At 72.2% G+C, this 15,687-nt stretch carries 12 protein-coding genes and 1 rRNA gene; 5 read left to right on the top strand and 8 right to left on the bottom strand.

Features of this window, described 5'->3' with window-relative positions:
* Positions 1–1,689: 1,689 nt before the first annotated feature.
* From DRB96_RS41845 to DRB96_RS41820, 4 genes are all read right to left on the bottom strand, one after another.
* Positions 1,690–3,039, bottom strand: a complete 1,350-nt coding sequence (locus DRB96_RS41845) for an ABC transporter ATP-binding protein (protein WP_112453023.1) — start codon at positions 3,037–3,039, stop codon at positions 1,690–1,692.
* A 1,222-nt stretch (positions 3,040–4,261) separates the two neighbouring features.
* Positions 4,262–4,507, bottom strand: coding sequence for a DUF397 domain-containing protein (locus DRB96_RS41835; RefSeq protein ID WP_030303613.1), 246 nt, complete (start codon positions 4,505–4,507; stop codon positions 4,262–4,264).
* Between the two features lie 406 nt (positions 4,508–4,913).
* On the bottom strand, positions 4,914–5,570 hold the full coding sequence (locus tag DRB96_RS41825) for a response regulator transcription factor (protein ID WP_204357959.1): 657 nt from the start codon (positions 5,568–5,570) through the stop codon (positions 4,914–4,916).
* Positions 5,558–6,625 (bottom strand): sensor histidine kinase, encoded by a 1,068-nt coding sequence (locus tag DRB96_RS41820; protein WP_343234716.1) that lies wholly within the window; start codon positions 6,623–6,625, stop codon positions 5,558–5,560. The genes DRB96_RS41825 and DRB96_RS41820 overlap by 13 nt, the downstream gene beginning before the upstream one ends.
* A gap of 65 nt (positions 6,626–6,690) precedes the next feature.
* Here DRB96_RS41820 and DRB96_RS43575 point away from each other — a divergent pair, with 65 nt between their 5' ends.
* Entirely contained in the window at positions 6,691–6,990 is a 300-nt protein-coding gene (locus DRB96_RS43575) for a hypothetical protein (RefSeq protein WP_162689168.1), read from the top strand.
* 153 nt (positions 6,991–7,143) lie between these two features.
* Here DRB96_RS43575 and DRB96_RS41815 read toward each other — a convergent pair whose 3' ends face one another.
* Positions 7,144–8,385 carry an NAD(P)/FAD-dependent oxidoreductase gene (locus DRB96_RS41815; protein ID WP_239516689.1) on the bottom strand — a complete coding sequence of 414 codons (1,242 nt, stop codon included), beginning with the start codon at positions 8,383–8,385 and terminating at the stop codon, positions 7,144–7,146.
* A gap of 240 nt (positions 8,386–8,625) precedes the next feature.
* Between DRB96_RS41815 and DRB96_RS41810 the strand changes: the two genes are divergently transcribed.
* Positions 8,626–9,522, top strand: coding sequence for a trypsin-like serine protease (locus DRB96_RS41810; RefSeq protein ID WP_239516690.1), 897 nt, complete (start codon positions 8,626–8,628; stop codon positions 9,520–9,522).
* A gap of 158 nt (positions 9,523–9,680) precedes the next feature.
* A complete protein-coding gene (locus DRB96_RS46165) occupies positions 9,681–9,803 on the top strand; it encodes a hypothetical protein (protein ID WP_275432061.1) in 123 nt (40 codons plus the stop codon).
* Positions 9,804–9,823: 20 nt separating this feature from the next.
* On the opposite strand, the gene DRB96_RS41805 is transcribed toward DRB96_RS46165, so the two are convergent.
* Positions 9,824–10,264, bottom strand: a complete 441-nt coding sequence (locus DRB96_RS41805) for an NUDIX domain-containing protein (protein ID WP_112453019.1) — start codon at positions 10,262–10,264, stop codon at positions 9,824–9,826.
* 302 nt (positions 10,265–10,566) lie between these two features.
* Between DRB96_RS41805 and DRB96_RS41800 the strand changes: the two genes are divergently transcribed.
* Together DRB96_RS41800 and DRB96_RS41795 are read left to right on the top strand one after the other, a co-directional pair.
* A 16S ribosomal RNA gene (locus DRB96_RS41800) occupies positions 10,567–12,091 on the top strand.
* Positions 12,092–12,222: 131 nt separating this feature from the next.
* A complete protein-coding gene (locus DRB96_RS41795; protein ID WP_112454459.1) occupies positions 12,223–13,215 on the top strand; it encodes a hydroxyacid dehydrogenase in 993 nt (330 codons plus the stop codon).
* Here DRB96_RS41795 and DRB96_RS41790 read toward each other — a convergent pair.
* The gene (locus DRB96_RS41790) at positions 13,203–14,009 is read right to left on the bottom strand and encodes a sugar phosphate isomerase/epimerase family protein (RefSeq protein WP_112453018.1); all 807 of its coding nucleotides are present in this window, start codon (positions 14,007–14,009) and stop codon (positions 13,203–13,205) included. The two genes, DRB96_RS41795 and DRB96_RS41790, sit on opposite strands and share 13 nt — an antisense overlap.
* Positions 14,006–15,685, bottom strand: a complete 1,680-nt coding sequence (locus tag DRB96_RS41785) for a hypothetical protein (protein ID WP_239517847.1) — start codon at positions 15,683–15,685, stop codon at positions 14,006–14,008. Before DRB96_RS41785 ends, DRB96_RS41790 begins: the two co-directional genes overlap by 4 nt.
* Between the last annotated feature and the right edge of the window lie 2 nt (positions 15,686–15,687).

Genomic DNA, 15,687 nt, shown 5'->3' with positions numbered 1-15,687 from the left:
TCCCTCTCGGCTCAGCGACCGGCGGCCGCCTGTGGCCGGACACAAGCCGCACACGGTTACCACGTCCCCCCTCTCGGCTTAGCGACCGGCGGCCGTCTGTAGCTGAGCCACAAGCCGCACACGGTCACCACGCCCCCCTCCTGGCATAGCGGCCGCCCGGCGCCTGTGGTTGGACAGCCGTCCACGGTCACGACGTTGCCTTCTGGGGATGCGTCTGCGGGTTGTTTGGGGTTGGGCGAAGGCCGCGCAGGGGTTGGGAGGCGCCTGACGCCATCTGGCGACGATCCGGCCGACCGTTGGGGAGTGGGAGGCGCCTGAACGTCGTCTGACGGCCATCCTGCCGATCTCCGGGAGGGGGTGAGGGTGCCTGATGTCGCCTGGCGGCGATCCGGCCGACCTTTGGGGGTGGGAAGGCGACGGATGGCGCCTTCGGGCCCCCTTCGGGCCCCCTTCGGGCGGCCCTCGGGCGGCCCTCGGGGTCCCCTTGGGGTCGGAGGGGGCTTGGTGTCGCCTGAGGGTGATCCGTTCGTCCTTAGAGTCCGAGAGCTGATCGTTTACTCCCCAACCGGTCGCCAAACTGGCAGAAAAGGGACTGCCCACGGCCCTCGCGGGCCAGAAAAGCGCTCTACCCGCACCCGCCTCCCCGGAGGTGCACCCCACCGCCCTCGGCGGCTTGTGTCCAACCCAAGGCGGCCCGCAGGCGCATCCCTAGAAGGGGATGTGTCTGCAGGTGGGCGGCTTATGTTCGGCCACAGGCGGCCGCCGGTCGCCGAGCCGAGAAGGGGAACGTTTCGGCGTGAGTGCGGCTTATGCCCAGCCGCAGACGGCCGCCGGACGCTGTGCTGAGAGAGGGAACGTGGCGATGGGTGGGCGGCTTGTGCCCAGCCACAGACGGCCGCCGGTCGCTGAGCCGAGAGGGAGAAGTCTCGGCGCGAGTGCGGCCTGTGTCCGGCCACAGGCGGCCGCCGGTCGCTGAGCCGAGAGGGAGAGGTCTCGGCGCGAGTGCGGCTTATGCCCAGCCACAGACGGCCGTCGGCCGCTTAGCCGACCAGAGAACGTGTGGCGGGTGTGCGGCTTATGTCCAGCCACAGACGGGCCGGCGGCCGCTAAGCCGAGCGGGACTGTGTAGCGATCCGGTGCGCCTCAACGCCACAGGCGGGCCAGACGGCAGGGCCGTCCCTCCGTCCTCTCCCCCCGGCCATCCTTCGGGGGGATCCCGGGAGTCTTGTGTTGTTCCGGGACGGGACGGTCGGTCAAGGGTGGCCGAAGGCCATCGCGTAGCGACGCGACCGGAGGGAGCGCCCTTGAGGGGCGGCGTCAGGATGTTCGTAGGACCCGGTCCCGCCCCCCCCGGGCGGGCCCCGCCCGCCCCGGCGGGGCCCCGCCCGCCACGCCTCGCCCGGCCCGGCGCCGCTTCGCGTAGTCGGACCGCGCCGGTACGTCGCGTACGGGTCGCGGGCCTCCGTCCGGGTGGCCCTGGCGTACGGCTGCCAGGCCGGTCCGGACCTCGCCCGACTCCGCCTCGCCTTCGCCTGGGCCGGGTACGCCGTGGCCCTCCGTCCGGGGCCCCCTCCCGGCGGCGGCTGGGGGAGGGGCGCCGCACCGGATACCGCGGCCGGGCGACCTCCCCCACAGCGCCAGACGCGGAACCCGCCGGGACTGCCAGCCCGCCCGGGAGGGGAGCGGGAGTCAGTGCTCCAGGCCGGTGAACCCCTCCGGTGCCGGGCAGATCCGTTGCCCGACGTGGTCGAAGACGTACAGCTGCGCCAGATCCACCAGCAGCGGAATCTGGGCCCCCACCCGCACCCGGGTGTGGGGCCCGGTCCGCACCACGAGGTCGCTGCGCACCACCACCCGCTGCTCCGGACCGACGGCCCCTTCTCCCTCGGATTCCGGCTCCGGCGCGTCCAGGACGGCCACGGAACCGGACAGCCGTCCCACCGTCCGGTCCCTGAGCCGGCTGAGGCCGCTCCGCTGCGGCCTGCGTCGACGCCCGGGAGCGGCCGGGTGCCGGGGTGCCTCCAGGTCCGTCACCACCGCCGGGCGCGAGCCCGTGTCCACGTGCACCAGTGCCTCGTGCCCCTGGTACTCGACGTGCTCGACGACGCCCGTCATCGCCGCCTCGCCGGGCCGCGCCTGGCTCGGCTGGGCGATCCTGACCGCCTCCGACCGCAGCCCGACGATGATCGGACGCCCCTGCTGGATCCGGAGCAACTGGTGGTCGGTGCTGAGGGGTTCGGGCAGGGCGAGCCGGTGGCGCCCGAGATCGACCGACATGCCCGCGCCCAACGGCGCGTGGACCACCGCCTGCAGCAGGCTGATCCGGGGCGTGCCGATGAACGCGGCCACGAACACGTTCGCCGGCAGGGAGTAGGTGTCGCGCGGCGAGCTGACCTGCTGGAGGACGCCGCCGCGCATGACCGCCACCCGGTGGCCGAGGGACATGGCCTCGGACTGATCGTGCGTCACGTAGACGGTGGTGACGCCCAGTTCGGACGTCAGCCGGGAGATCTCGGCCCGCAGATGGCCGCGGAGCTTGGCGTCCAGACTGGAGAGCGGCTCGTCCATCAGGAACACCGAGGGCCGGCGGGAGATCGCCCGGCCCATGGCCACCCGCTGGCGCTCGCCGCCGGAGAGCTGTCCCGGATAGCGATCGAGGAGGTCCTGGATGCCGAGCATCCGGGCCGTCGCCTCCACCTGCGGCTCGTGGTCCCCGCGGGGGTCGCGCAGCTTGAGCGGGAAGCCGATGTTGGCCCGGCCCGTCATGTTCGGGTAGAGCGCGAAGCTCTGGAACACCATGGCGATGTCCCGTTCGCTCGGCGGCATGTGGTTGGCGTACTCGCCGTCCAGGTACAACCCGCCCTCGGTGATGTCCTCCAGCCCCGCGATCATCCGCAGGACGGTCGACTTGCCGCAGCCCGAGGGCCCCAACAGGACCAGGAACTCACCCGGTTCGACGGTGAGGGTGAAGTGTTCGACGGCGTGGGAGTCCCGCCCGTATCTCTTGCTGACATCGCGCAACGCGATGGAACGACTCATAACGATCCGCCCGGAGCTGGGAATGGTGGCTGGCTCTTAGACACATATGACGCTGCCCGGAGATGGGTATAGGAGACAGACCCCGGGGCGCTGGGCGATGGGACGGCAGTTCGTGCCGACGCGGGCGTAGGGTACGGAGACGGAGACGGGCGGGCCCAAGCAGGCGCCGCGGATCCACTGAGCCCCTGCGGGGGGCGCGCGGGTGGGGGGGATGCAGCCGCGCGGGGGACGCCGCGAACGGGCGGGCCGGCGAAGGACGCACGGCACGGCTGGCGCGCGGGGCGCGGTGCGGTGCCCCGCGCGGCAGCCGTGCCGTGCGTCCTTCGCCGGCCCGCCCGTTCGCGGCGTCCCCCGTGCGGCTGAATCCCCCTCACCCCGGCGCCCCCAGCAGGGTCTCAGCGGATCCGCGGCGCCTGCTTGGGCCCGCCCGTCTCCGTCTCCGTGACCGTCGCCCGGGTCGGCACGAACTGCCGTCCCCGATCCGTGCGCCACGGGGTCACCCGTAGCCCGGCACCGACAGCGGCACCGACAGCGCCGCCGCCACGGGCAGCCGCACCAGCCGTCCGCTCCGCTCCGTGCGGCAGGTGCGGCAGCGGCGTCAGCACCCCGCACGGCGGGCCGCGTTCCGCGGTCGCGGACCACCGGCACCGGCCTGCCCGCCGGGGCGCCCTGCGGCGGCACCCGGCCCACATCGTGCAGCGCTGCGCACTGACGCCCGCGGCGTCAGCGCCGGGCCCGACCACAAGCCGCCGCCAAGGACGGCCCGGCCCGGCGCGTCCACGCCGATGACACCGCGTAGTCCCCGAGCGGCAGCGAAGCCGTAGCCCCGCACCTGCTCCCCGCCGTGTCCGGTGACCCGGACGCGGCCGGTGAGTGCCGTCTCGTGCCGCACGGTCGGGCCCGTCGTCAGGCCGAAGTCCATCGCCGGGGCGGGCAGGCCTCGCCCGTTCACCGGCGCCCGCCGAGCCCGCAGGGCGCCTCCCGAGGCACGGGGTAGGGGAGGGGAAGGGAGAGGGGCGCGCCCCGCGCGGGCGCGCCCCTTCCCCGTGCACGCACCGCGCGAAGGCCGGTAAAGCCCGCGGCGCCCGGCACCGCGCCTCGCCGCGTTGTCGGAGCACCCGAGTACGACCAGTACGCGGGCGCTCCTCTCCGCGGGCGCTCTTCCGCCTTGCGATGCACGGCGCCGGGCGCCGCGACCCGGTGGACCTTTCCGGTCACAGCACTAGCGCGGGCCCCGGTCGAGGTCGAACTCCCCGTCCCTGGCTCCGAGTACGAACGCCTCCCACTCGGCCGCGGTGTAGCGCAGCACGGTGTCCCGGTCCAGCGAGGACCGCATCGCCACCGCCCCCTCGGGCAGCCGGGCGATCTCGACCCGCTCCTCGTCCGGACTGGTCCCGGGCGGGCCCTCCCACTCGACACCGCTGATGTCGAGCGCGTACAGCTCGTCCTTCTCCTGCTGAGTGCCCATGTGCGGCCTCTCCTTCGGTGGTGCGGTCGCTGCCGATTATCGGTGCAGGCCGCCCGTGCGCGGGAGGCTTTGCGGAACCTTCCGCCCCGCCCCGCGCGCCCGCGGGGTAACTCGCCGCCGACCCTTACTCCGGCAGGTGCCGCTCCGGCCGCGCCCCGAGCAGGCTCCGCCGGAGGTCCCCGACCGCCGGCCGTACCCGGTCCGCGGTGCGGTGCGGTGCGGTGCGGTGCGGTGCGGTGCGGTGCGGTGCGGTGCGGTGCTCCGAGAACCGGGGGGCACGACCGGCCGATGATCCGCAGAAGGTGGGTTCGCCCTGCCCGCGCACACCCCCCGCCGCTCGGCAGGCTGTCTCTACTACTCATCTCCGAGCCCACGAAAGTGGCGGCCCGGGGCGCGGCGGCCGGGGTCACGGGGTGCCGTCCAGGAAGCGCAGGACGGCGAGGACGCGGCGGTGGTCGCCGTCGGCGACGGGCAGGTCGAGCTTGGCGAAGATGTTGTTGATGTGCTTGGCCACGGCGCTCTCGCTCACGACGAGTTCGGTGGCGATGCCGGCGTTGGAGCGGCCCTCGGCCATGAGGGCGAGCACGTCGCGTTCGCGCGGGGTGAGGCGCTCGAGCGGGTCCGGGCCGCCGCCCCGGCGCAGCAGGAGCTGGGCGACGACCTGCGGGTCGAGCGCGGTGCCGCCCGCGGCGACCCTGCGCAGGGCGTCGATGAACTCCTCCACGTCGGCGACGCGTTGTTTGAGGAGGTAGCCGATGCCGGCGCTGGTCTGGGTGGCCAGCAGATCGGCGGCGTAGCGCTCCTCCACGTACTGGGAGAGGAGCAGGACGGCGGTGTCGGGGTTCTGCTGCCGGATCATGAGGGCCGCGCGGACGCCTTCGTCGGTGAAGCCGGGCGGCATCCTGACGTCGACGAGGGCGAGTTCGGGCCGGTGTTCCTCGACGGCGGCGAGCAGGCCCTCGGCGTCCGCGGTCTCGGCGGCCACCTCGAAGCCGGCCATCTCGAGGACTTTGACCAGTCCGATGCGCAGCAGGACGGAGTCCTCGGCGATCACGGCACGCACGGCAGCTCCACGGTCAGGATCGTCGGCCCCCCGACGGGGCTGTCGATCACGATGCTTCCGTCGACCGACCCTACGCGCTTGCGCAGTCCGGTCAGTCCGGTGCCCCCCGCCGGGTCGGCGCCGCCCACTCCGTCGTCGGTGACGGTGAGCCGGAGCACTCCGCCGGCCGTCCGGGCCACGCGGACCGAACAGCGCTCGGCGCGGGCGTGTTTGGCGACGTTGGCCAGGGCCTCGGAGACGACGAAGTAGGCGACGGCCTCCACGGTGGGTCCGGGCCGGACGGCGAGGTCCACGGACAGTTCGACGGGCAGGGGCGCGCGGGCCGCGATCCCGGAGAGCGCGGCGTCGAGCCCGCGGTCCTCCAGGACGGCCGGGTGCAGGCCCCGGACGAGGCTGTTGAGCTCCTCGATGGCCTCCTTCGCCTGGCGGTGGGCCTCGTCGATGACGGCCTTGGCCTCGGCGGGCAGGCCGGGGAGGGTGGCGCGGGCTATGCCGAGGTTCATCGCGAGGGCGACCAGGCGCTGTTGGGCTCCGTCGTGCAGGTCCCGCTCGATGCGGCGGCGCTCGAGGTCGGCGGCGTCCAGTACCCCGGCGCGGCTCTCGGCGAGGTCCTCGACGCGGCGCTCGAGTTCGCGGGCCCGGTTGGGGCCCAGGAGGGCGAGGGCGGCGCCGGTGTCGAGCCGGCCCAGGAGGGCGGCGAACCAGGGGGCGGCGAGCAGGAGCAGGCCGCCGGTCGTGGTGAGCACGTCGTACTCGCGGGTCCAGCCGGGAGTGGAGGAGGCGGGCAGGGCCCAGGACCACCCGTAGACGGTGGCGCAGACGACGCCGGCGACCCAGGTGAGGACCAGCAGGCTCCCGCCGAGGGCGGCGAGCGGGCTGACCAGGAAGTGGTAGCCGTACTGCCGCCAGGTCGCCTCGGAGCGCAGCCGCTCGATGAGGCCGCGGACGCTGAGCCCAGGGTGTTCGCGGGCCACACGCGGGATGTCGATTCCCAGCAGCGACCAGCAGCGGCTGCGGTGCAGGGCGGTGAGCACCGGGGACAGCAGGACGACCAGCAGCAGGGGGACGGGGCTGTGCCCGGGGGGGGGGGAGGGGGTTGTGCGTGCCGAGCCCGCCCGTGGTGCGTCGGCAGCTTCGGATGTGTATAAGGGACAGCCACTCCCGGGTGGAGATCAGCTCTTCCGCGTCCGCGTCCGCGAAGCCGTATGCCGAGGCCACGAACCAGAAGTCCTCGGCTATCTCCTCGCGCGCCACGGTCTCGATCTCGCTCCCCGCCGCCTCGAACTCCGCCTCCAGCAGGTTGAACTCCTCCGTCGCCGCCCCGGTCAGCACGTACAGCGCCGCCAGGTCGGCCGGCCGCTCCGCCTCGATCCGGGCGCACAGTGCGCGCAGGATCGCGCAGCCCTTGTCGAGGACGTGATCGGGGTAGTACTCGTCCGCGTACAACTGCTGGAGGAAGGCGCGCTCCGCCACCTGCTGGTTCGTGATCGTGATCGACATGATGACCCCCGGTGTGCCTCGAAGACCCGACGTCTCGATGCTGCACCACGCCACTGACAGCGGCGGCCGATCCCTACGCGCGCAGGGCCCGCGAGAGGGTCTTGGCGATCTTCTCGGCGTCCAGGGCCAGTTCGCGGAGGTTGCCGCTGATGGGATTGGTGAAGCCGGTGAAATAGAGGCCTGGCGCGTCGGGCGGGGTGTGGGATCCGTGGACGTGGGGGCGGCCCCGGTCGTCCAGTACGCCGAGCTCACCCACCAGGCCTTCCAGGGCGCGGCGGTAGCCGGTGGCGGCGATCACCGTGTCCGGGGAGATCCGCGAACCGTCCGCGAGGACCACTTCGGCGCCGTCGAGGGAGGCGACCGCGGCGACCGGTTCGACGCGGCCGGCGCGGATCGCGTCGATCAGGCCGACGTCCTGGACCGGGATCGAACCCTGCTTGACCCTGCTGTACAGGCCGGTGGTGGGGCGCGGGAGCCCGTACGCCGACAGGTCCGGGACCGAGGCCTTGCCGACGATGGCGCCGAGGCGGTCGACGAGCCCCACGGGGAGCCTGCGCACCAGGATCCCGGTGCGCTGGGCCGGCCAGCCGGCGGTGGAGCGGCGCAGGATGTGTGGGGCGGTGCGCACGGCGAGGCGGACCCGGGCGGCGCCGCCGTCGGCCAGATCGACGGCTATCTCGGCGCCGGTGTTGCCGACGCCGACGACGAGTACGTCGCGGCCGGCGTAGGGGGCGGGGTTGCGGTAGTCGGCGGCGTGCGCCAGCGAGCCCTCGTACTCGTCCAGGCCCGGCCAGTCGGGGATGACGGGGGTGTGGTTGTACCCGGTGGCGACCACGACGGCCCGGGCGGCCATGACGCGGCCGCCGGTGGCGTGCAGGATCCAGCCGGTGCCGGAGTTGGTGCCCGCCTTACCGGGGTTGCTGTCGCCGTCGCCGTCGCCGCTCGCGCCGTCGTCGCCGGCGGTGTCGGCTCCGGCCGTGTCGGATCCGGCGGAGGCGCGCTCGATGCGGGTCACCTCGACGCCGGTGACGATCTCCAGCTCGTGGAACTCGGCGTACTTCTCCAGGTAGCGCACGACGTTCTCGCGCGCGACCCAGCGTCCGAAGCGGCGCGGCATGGCCAGGCCCGGGAGGGCGGAGAGGCGCCGCGTGGTGTGCAGGTGGAGCCGGTCGTAGTGGCGCCGCCAAGAGGCGCCGACGGACTCGGACTTCTCCACGACCACCGCACGGACCCCGCGGGCGCGCAGCGCGGCGGCGACGGCGAGGCCGCCGGGACCGGCTCCGATCACGTAGACCGGGCGGGGCTGGGTGGACATGTCGGGTGCTGTCGGGAGTCCGGGCATGAGGTGTGAGCGTATCGCCGTGCGGGGCCGGTGGGTCTCGGACGAGGAGGGAATCGATTGCGGATCGATCACGGGGGCGCGGGCGTCGTCGGCAGCGTCAGAGGTGTATAAGGGACAGGGAGTAGGGGGCGGGGTCGGCCGGGATGCCCCTTGCGGCGGCCGCCGCGGGCAAGGCATGCTTCGCCACAGCAAAGTGGGGGAGGAGTGTCTGTGGTGGACAAGCGGACCGTGGTGACCGCGGTGTTGTGCGCGATGGCGGCGCTGGGTGCGTCCGCTGCGATGACGAAGGTGGTGCCGGTCGATGAGGGCAAGGCCCCCGCGCACGCGAAGGCGGCACCCCCGACGACGTCCTCCACTACCCGCCCGTCGCAATCGCAACCACCGAAGCAACCTCAGCTGTCGACCAGCCCGAGCCCCACGCCGTCGGCTCCGCTCCCCGCGGCGGGCGGGCCGGCGACTTTCGCCGGGGCGCTGTTCGAGGGCGATGTGACCGGGGCTCACTTCTGTACGGCCACCGTCGTGCACAGCCCCGGGCGGAATCTGATCGTCACCGCGGGCCACTGCCTGCTCGCGGGCCGGGCCGGCGAAGGCGGGGCGATCTTCGCACCCGCGTACGCGGACGGGCGCGCCCCGTACGGCACCTGGAAGATCGCCGAGGTCTTCGAAGACCCCCACTGGGCCGACGACACGGACGACGACTACGACCTCGCCTTCGCCCGCCTCGCCCCCGACGCCTCCGGCCGCAACATCGAGGACGTCACCGGCGCCGCCGTCCTGGACACCACGGGCCGCACGGGCGAGGAGGTCACGGTCACCGGCTACCCGGCGGACCGCAAGGTCGCGCGCACCTGCACGTCGCGCGCGGTCCGCATCACCGCCACGGAACAGCGCTTCGACTGCGCGGACTTCCCGGGCGGCACGAGCGGCAGTGCGTGGATCGCCGGCGACGGCAAGATCATCGGCATCCTGACGGGCGGGGACACGGACGACGTCTCGACGAGCACGATCCTGGCCGACTACGCGGCCGCGCTGTACGCGCGGGCGACGGGCGCGGCGGGTGCGGCGGACGCCACGGGCGCGGGAGGCACGGTGGGCGGCGACGCCCGCTGAGCCGGTACGCCGACTGCCACGCCGACTGCCACGCCGACGGCGACGGCGACGAGACGGTCCGGAACCCCAAGAACGGCGCTGCCCGGCTCTTCACGCCCAACTGACCGTCCTCGAAGCCGAGCCGGCCCTGCCCTCGGGCAACGGGCAACGGCCCGCTGGTGAACGACGAGTACCGGATCGCCCCGGCCGCCCCCTCCACCGTCACCGGATCTTACGAGGCCCTGCGCGCGGCCGGGCTGCGCGCCGCGGCCCGCGAGCTCGCCGGGGCGATGCCCCGCTGAGCCGCCGAGCGGGGCGGTGATCAGGCCAGCAGCCCCAAGTGCACGGGATCGGCGGGGGCTTCGACCAGCAGCTCGGCGAGTCGCGGGGGCCACAGCGGTTCACCGAGGGTCGCGAGGCTTTGCGGCGACAGCCAGCGCCAGTGGGCGTCGGGGGACTCCGGGACGGGGTCGCGGTGGGGACCGTCGGTGACGTAGATGTGCTCGTGCTGGCGCACGGGGATGCCCTGGTGGGTGAAGTCGTGCTCCCAGGTGCAGAGCAGCCGCCGCGGCTCCAGGTCCGTCCACCCGGTCTCTTCCCGCAGCTCCCGCCGCACGCACTCCTCAGGCGTCTCCCCGGGATCGATCCCACCGCCCGGCGGCAGCCAGTGGATGCCGACCTCCACGTTGTTCTCCCGGAACAGAAACACCGATCCGTCGGGGTCGAGGACGACGATTCGCGCTGCCTGCCGTGGAATTCGCATCAGGTCAGCGTACGACGGGGTCTCCGGGGACGGCAGGGGTCTGACGTGCGGAGGGTGGAGGCTGCGAAGACAAAGGAAGCGTCCGTTCCTTGAGAACTCAACAGCGTGCCAAAAATCAACGCCAAAAAGTTGATACCCCGTCCATTTCGGTGGATGAGGTTCCTTTGAAAAAGACCTGTGAGGTCGCGGTTCTGCCGTGATGCTTGCAGGCAATTACACAGCGAGGATGCAGTGGACGGTCGGTCTTATTCCGACATGACTGTCCCGCTCTAAGTGCGTGTGCACCCGATTACGGGTAAACATTCATGGAGAGTTTGATCCTGGCTCAGGACGAACGCTGGCGGCGTGCTTAACACATGCAAGTCGAACGATGAAGCCCTTCGGGGTGGATTAGTGGCGAACGGGTGAGTAACACGTGGGCAATCTGCCCTTCACTCTGGGACAAGCCCTGGAAACGGGGTCTAATACCGGATAACACTCCTGCCTGCATGGGCGGGGGTTAAAAGCTCCGGCGGTGAAGGATGAGCCCGCGGCCTATCAGCTTGTTGGTGGGGTAATGGCCCACCAAGGCGACGACGGGTAGCCGGCCTGAGAGGGCGACCGGCCACACTGGGACTGAGACACGGCCCAGACTCCTACGGGAGGCAGCAGTGGGGAATATTGCACAATGGGCGAAAGCCTGATGCAGCGACGCCGCGTGAGGGATGACGGCCTTCGGGTTGTAAACCTCTTTCAGCAGGGAAGAAGCGAAAGTGACGGTACCTGCAGAAGAAGCGCCGGCTAACTACGTGCCAGCAGCCGCGGTAATACGTAGGGCGCAAGCGTTGTCCGGAATTATTGGGCGTAAAGAGCTCGTAGGCGGCTTGTCACGTCGGATGTGAAAGCCCGAGGCTTAACCTCGGGTCTGCATTCGATACGGGCTAGCTAGAGTGTGGTAGGGGAGATCGGAATTCCTGGTGTAGCGGTGAAATGCGCAGATATCAGGAGGAACACCGGTGGCGAAGGCGGATCTCTGGGCCATTACTGACGCTGAGGAGCGAAAGCGTGGGGAGCGAACAGGATTAGATACCCTGGTAGTCCACGCCGTAAACGTTGGGAACTAGGTGTTGGCGACATTCCACGTCGTCGGTGCCGCAGCTAACGCATTAAGTTCCCCGCCTGGGGAGTACGGCCGCAAGGCTAAAACTCAAAGGAATTGACGGGGGCCCGCACAAGCAGCGGAGCATGTGGCTTAATTCGACGCAACGCGAAGAACCTTACCAAGGCTTGACATATACCGGAAAGCACTAGAGATAGTGCCCCCCTTGTGGTCGGTATACAGGTGGTGCATGGCTGTCGTCAGCTCGTGTCGTGAGATGTTGGGTTAAGTCCCGCAACGAGCGCAACCCTTGTCCTGTGTTGCCAGCATGCCCTTCGGGGTGATGGGGACTCACAGGAGACCGCCGGGGTCAACTCGGAGGAAGGTGGGGACGACGTCAAGTCATCATGCCCCTTATGTCTTGGGCTGCACACGTGCTACAATGGCCGGTACAATGAGCTGCGATACCGTGAGGTGGAGCGAATCTCAAAAAGCCGGTCTCAGTTCGGATTGGGGTCTGCAACTCGACCCCATGAAGTCGGAGTTGCTAGTAATCGCAGATCAGCATTGCTGCGGTGAATACGTTCCCGGGCCTTGTACACACCGCCCGTCACGTCACGAAAGTCGGTAACACCCGAAGCCGGTGGCCCAACCCGTAAGGGAGGGAGCTGTCGAAGGTGGGACTGGCGATTGGGACGAAGTCGTAACAAGGTAGCCGTACCGGAAGGTGCGGCTGGATCACCTCCTTTCTAAGGAGCACAGTACCGATTGCAGACAAACGTTCTGCACGGTCAGCTCAGGGTGGAACGTTGATTAGTTGGCACGGTTTCGCCTCGGCCGTCCCCCCGCCCCCGCGCGCCGGCCCGCCACCGTCCTCGCCATGAGCCCCGGCGCCCGGGCCGCCGTCCTCGGCGGCCGGATCCTGCCGGAGCTGATCCGAGTGGCCGACGTGGACCCCGAACTGCTCGTGAGCGACTTCGGGTTCGCCTTCGTCGAGGAGTCCGTGCGCCGACGGCTGGCCGCGGCCGAAGTGCTGGTGACCGGCTGGGGGTGCCCTCCGCTGGACGAAGAGGCGTTGGCCCTGATGCCGCGGCTGCGGGCCGTGGTGCACGCGGCGGGCAGCGTCAAGAACCATGTCACCCAGGCCTGCTGGGACCGCGGGGTGCTGGTCTCCAGTGCCGCCGCCGCGAACGCGCTGCCGGTCGCGGAGTACACGCTCGCCGCCATCCTCTTCTCCAACAAGCGCGTCCTGGAGTCGGCACACGCCTACCGCGGGACCCGCGCCCCCATCGACCTGCTGCGCCGCTACCCGGCCATCGGCAACTACCGCCGCACGGTCGGCCTGGTCGGCGCCTCTCTCATCGGGCGCCGGGTCCTGGAACTGCTGCGCCCCTTCGACTTCCGGGTGCTCGTGCACGATCCGTACGCCGACCCGGCCGAGCTCACCGCCCTGGGCTCGGAACCCGTCCCGCTCGACGAACTCCTGCGCCGCAGCGACGTCGTGAGCCTCCACGCTCCCGAGCTGCCGCAGACCCGCCACCTGCTGAACGCCTCCCGGCTGGCCCTGATGCCGGACGGGGCCACCCTCGTGAACACGGCGCGCGGCTCGCTCGTCGACACCAGGGCGCTGACCGAGGAGCTGCTCTCGGGGCGGCTGCACGCCGTCCTGGACCACACCGAGCCGGAGGTGCTGCCCGCCGTCTCCCCGCTGTACAACCTGCCGAACGTGCTGCTCACCCCGCACGTGGCGGGCTCCCTGGGCGGGGAGCTGGAGCGGCTGGCGGCCACGGCCGTGGACGAGGTGGAGCGCTACGCCCTCGGCCTCGGCTTCCGCCACCCCGTCGACCGCGACCGGCTCGGCTACTCGGCCTGACGCTCCCCACGGGACGCTGCGACCAGCGCCTCCAGGTGCTCCCGGCCCCGCGCGAGCTGCCCCGGCAGTTCGGCGGCGCCGGGATACCAGCGTTTCTCGTACTCCCAGCACAGCCAGCCGCCCGGCGGCAGCAGGGCCACCGCCTCGCCGAGCGGCAGCACTCCGCCGCCGAGTCCGAGCGGGGTCAGCTCGTCCACCGACCGCACGTCCTTGACCTGGGTGTAGCCCAGGTGCGCGGCCAGGGCCCGGCTCGACTCGGCCGGCGGCTCACTCCCCAGCCAGGTGTGCAGTACGTCCCACAGCGCGCCCGCGCCCGGGTGCGCGACCCGGTCGAGCACCCGGGCCGTGGCGGTCCCGGTGCGGTGCGAGTCGTGGGTCTCCAGCAGGATCCGCACCCCGTGCCGCTCGGCGAAGGGCGCGGCGGCCAGGAGCCGACGGACCGCGTGGGCGTCGGCGTCCCGCCAGGACTGTTCGCCGCCGCCGGGGAAGACCCGTACGTAGGGGGCTTCGAGGTCGGCGGCGAGCCTGACCAGGGCACGGATCTCGGCGAGCACCGGCTCGTCGGGGCCGGGGGCGGCCACCTTGGCATACCCCGCGACGGTGAGGGCGGTAACACCGGCGGCGGTCAGGGTTCGCAGGCCGGCCGCGCGGTCGGCCCGCGGACTGCCGGGGTGCAGGGGCTCTTCGGGGTGGGCGCGCAGTTCGAGGCCGTCGTAGCCGTGGGCGGCGGCGAGGGCGGCGCTGCGCTCCAGCGCGGTACCGGGCAGGCCGAGCGTGGAGAAGGCGTACCTCACGGGGAGGCGGAGGGCAGGCCGAGCAGGGCGGCCAGGCGGGGCGACGCGGCCAGGGAGGCGGCGGCGCGTTCCTCGGCGTCGTGCGCGGCTTCGGCCGCGTCGGCGGCGTCCGCGGCGCGGGCTGCGGTCAGTTCGGCGCGGGACTCGGCGGCGGTGGCCTGGCGGGCGGCGTCGGAGGCGGTGCGGGCGGCCTCCCGGGACTCGTGCCAGGCGGCCACGGCCACCTTCTCGGCGTCGGCGGCGGCCAGGGCCGCGCGGGCCGGGTCCGCGTCGGGGGCGGAGTCGTCGAGCCAGCCGGCCCGGACGGCCTCGGCGGTCTCCTGCTGGACCTCGGCGAGGCGGGCCCGCAGGTGCTCGGCCTCGCTGCGGGCCCGCTGGGCGGCCGTGGCGGCGGCGGTGGCGGCGCGGTGTGCGGCCTCGCCGGTCTCCTGGAGGACGGCGGAGCGCTCCTCCTCCTCGTTGGCGGCCCCTTCGCCCTGCGCGGCGGCGGTGTGCAGGGCCCGTACGAGATCGGTGGCGGCGGTGGCCCGGGCGGCCAGTGCCGGGGCGGCGTCCCGCTCGGCCTCCAGGATCGCGGCGGCGACCCGGGCGGAGCGGTCGGCGGCGGCCCGGTGGCGCAGGACGTTCTCGGCGGCCTGCCAGGCGGCGTGCAGGGTGCGGGCTTCGAGGAGCTCGCGGCGCTGCGCGGCGGCGGCCTTGTCGGCGACGGTCAGGGCCAGCGAGGCGTGCCGGTAGGCGAGTTCGGCTGAGACGGCGGCGCTGCGCGAGCGTGCGGAATCGGCGGCGGTGACCTCGTGGGCGGCGCCGGTGACCCGCTGCGCGAGGTCGGCGGCGCGGCCGCGCTCCTCGGTGGCGCGGGCGGACAGCCGCCGGGCCAGGGAGCGCGTGCGGCGCTCGGCGCCGGCGTGGACCTCGCGCAGCCGGGACCGGGTCCCGGAGGCTTCGACGATCTTGGTGAGGAGGTCGACCGAGCCGGCGGTGAAGTCCCGTTCGGCCATCAGCTCGGCACGGCGGCCGAGCTTGTTGCCGAAGCCGTGGACGAGGTCGGCGAGACCGTCCGTGTCGCGGGTGTCGGTGACGGCGCGCAGCAGCAGGTCGGTGAAGTCGGAGTCCTTCTTCACCGCGAAGAGGCCGGCGGCCTCGCCCTCGTCGGCGTTCATCTCGCGCTGGTAGCGGAAGAGTTCGGGGTCGAGGCCGAGCTCGGTGAGGTGTTCGTTCCAGCGGTCGTGGATCTCCTCGAAGTACACCTCGAGGTGCGGATACGCCTTGCCGGCCTCGGTGAGGGCGTCGCGGAACCCCTTCATCGTGCGGCGGCGGCCGCTGGCTCCCGAGACGCCTTCGGCGGGCGGGCGCACCGAAGTGGCCTCGGCCACCGGGAGGTTGTCCAGGCCGAGGCCCGGGCCGGGGCGGAAGGAGTACCAGGCCTCGGCGAACTTGCGCGGGTCGTTGGAGACCTGGCGTCCGCGCCACTCGCTGACCTTGCCGACGACCACGCACTCGCCGGTCTGGGTGTGCTGCCACTCCAGGGCCACGTGGCCGCAGTCGTCGGCGAGCAGGAACTTGCGCAGCACTCCGGAGCTCGCGCCGCCGAGGGTGTTGCGGTGGCCGGGCAGCATGACCGAGAAGATCAGCTTGAGCAGGACGGACTTGCCGCCGCCGTTCTCCAGGAAGAGCACGC

The organism is Streptomyces sp. ICC1 (assembly GCF_003287935.1).
Lineage (GTDB): Bacteria > Actinomycetota > Actinomycetes > Streptomycetales > Streptomycetaceae > Streptomyces > Streptomyces tritrimontium.
This window is presented reverse-complemented; position numbering and strand designations above follow the sequence as displayed.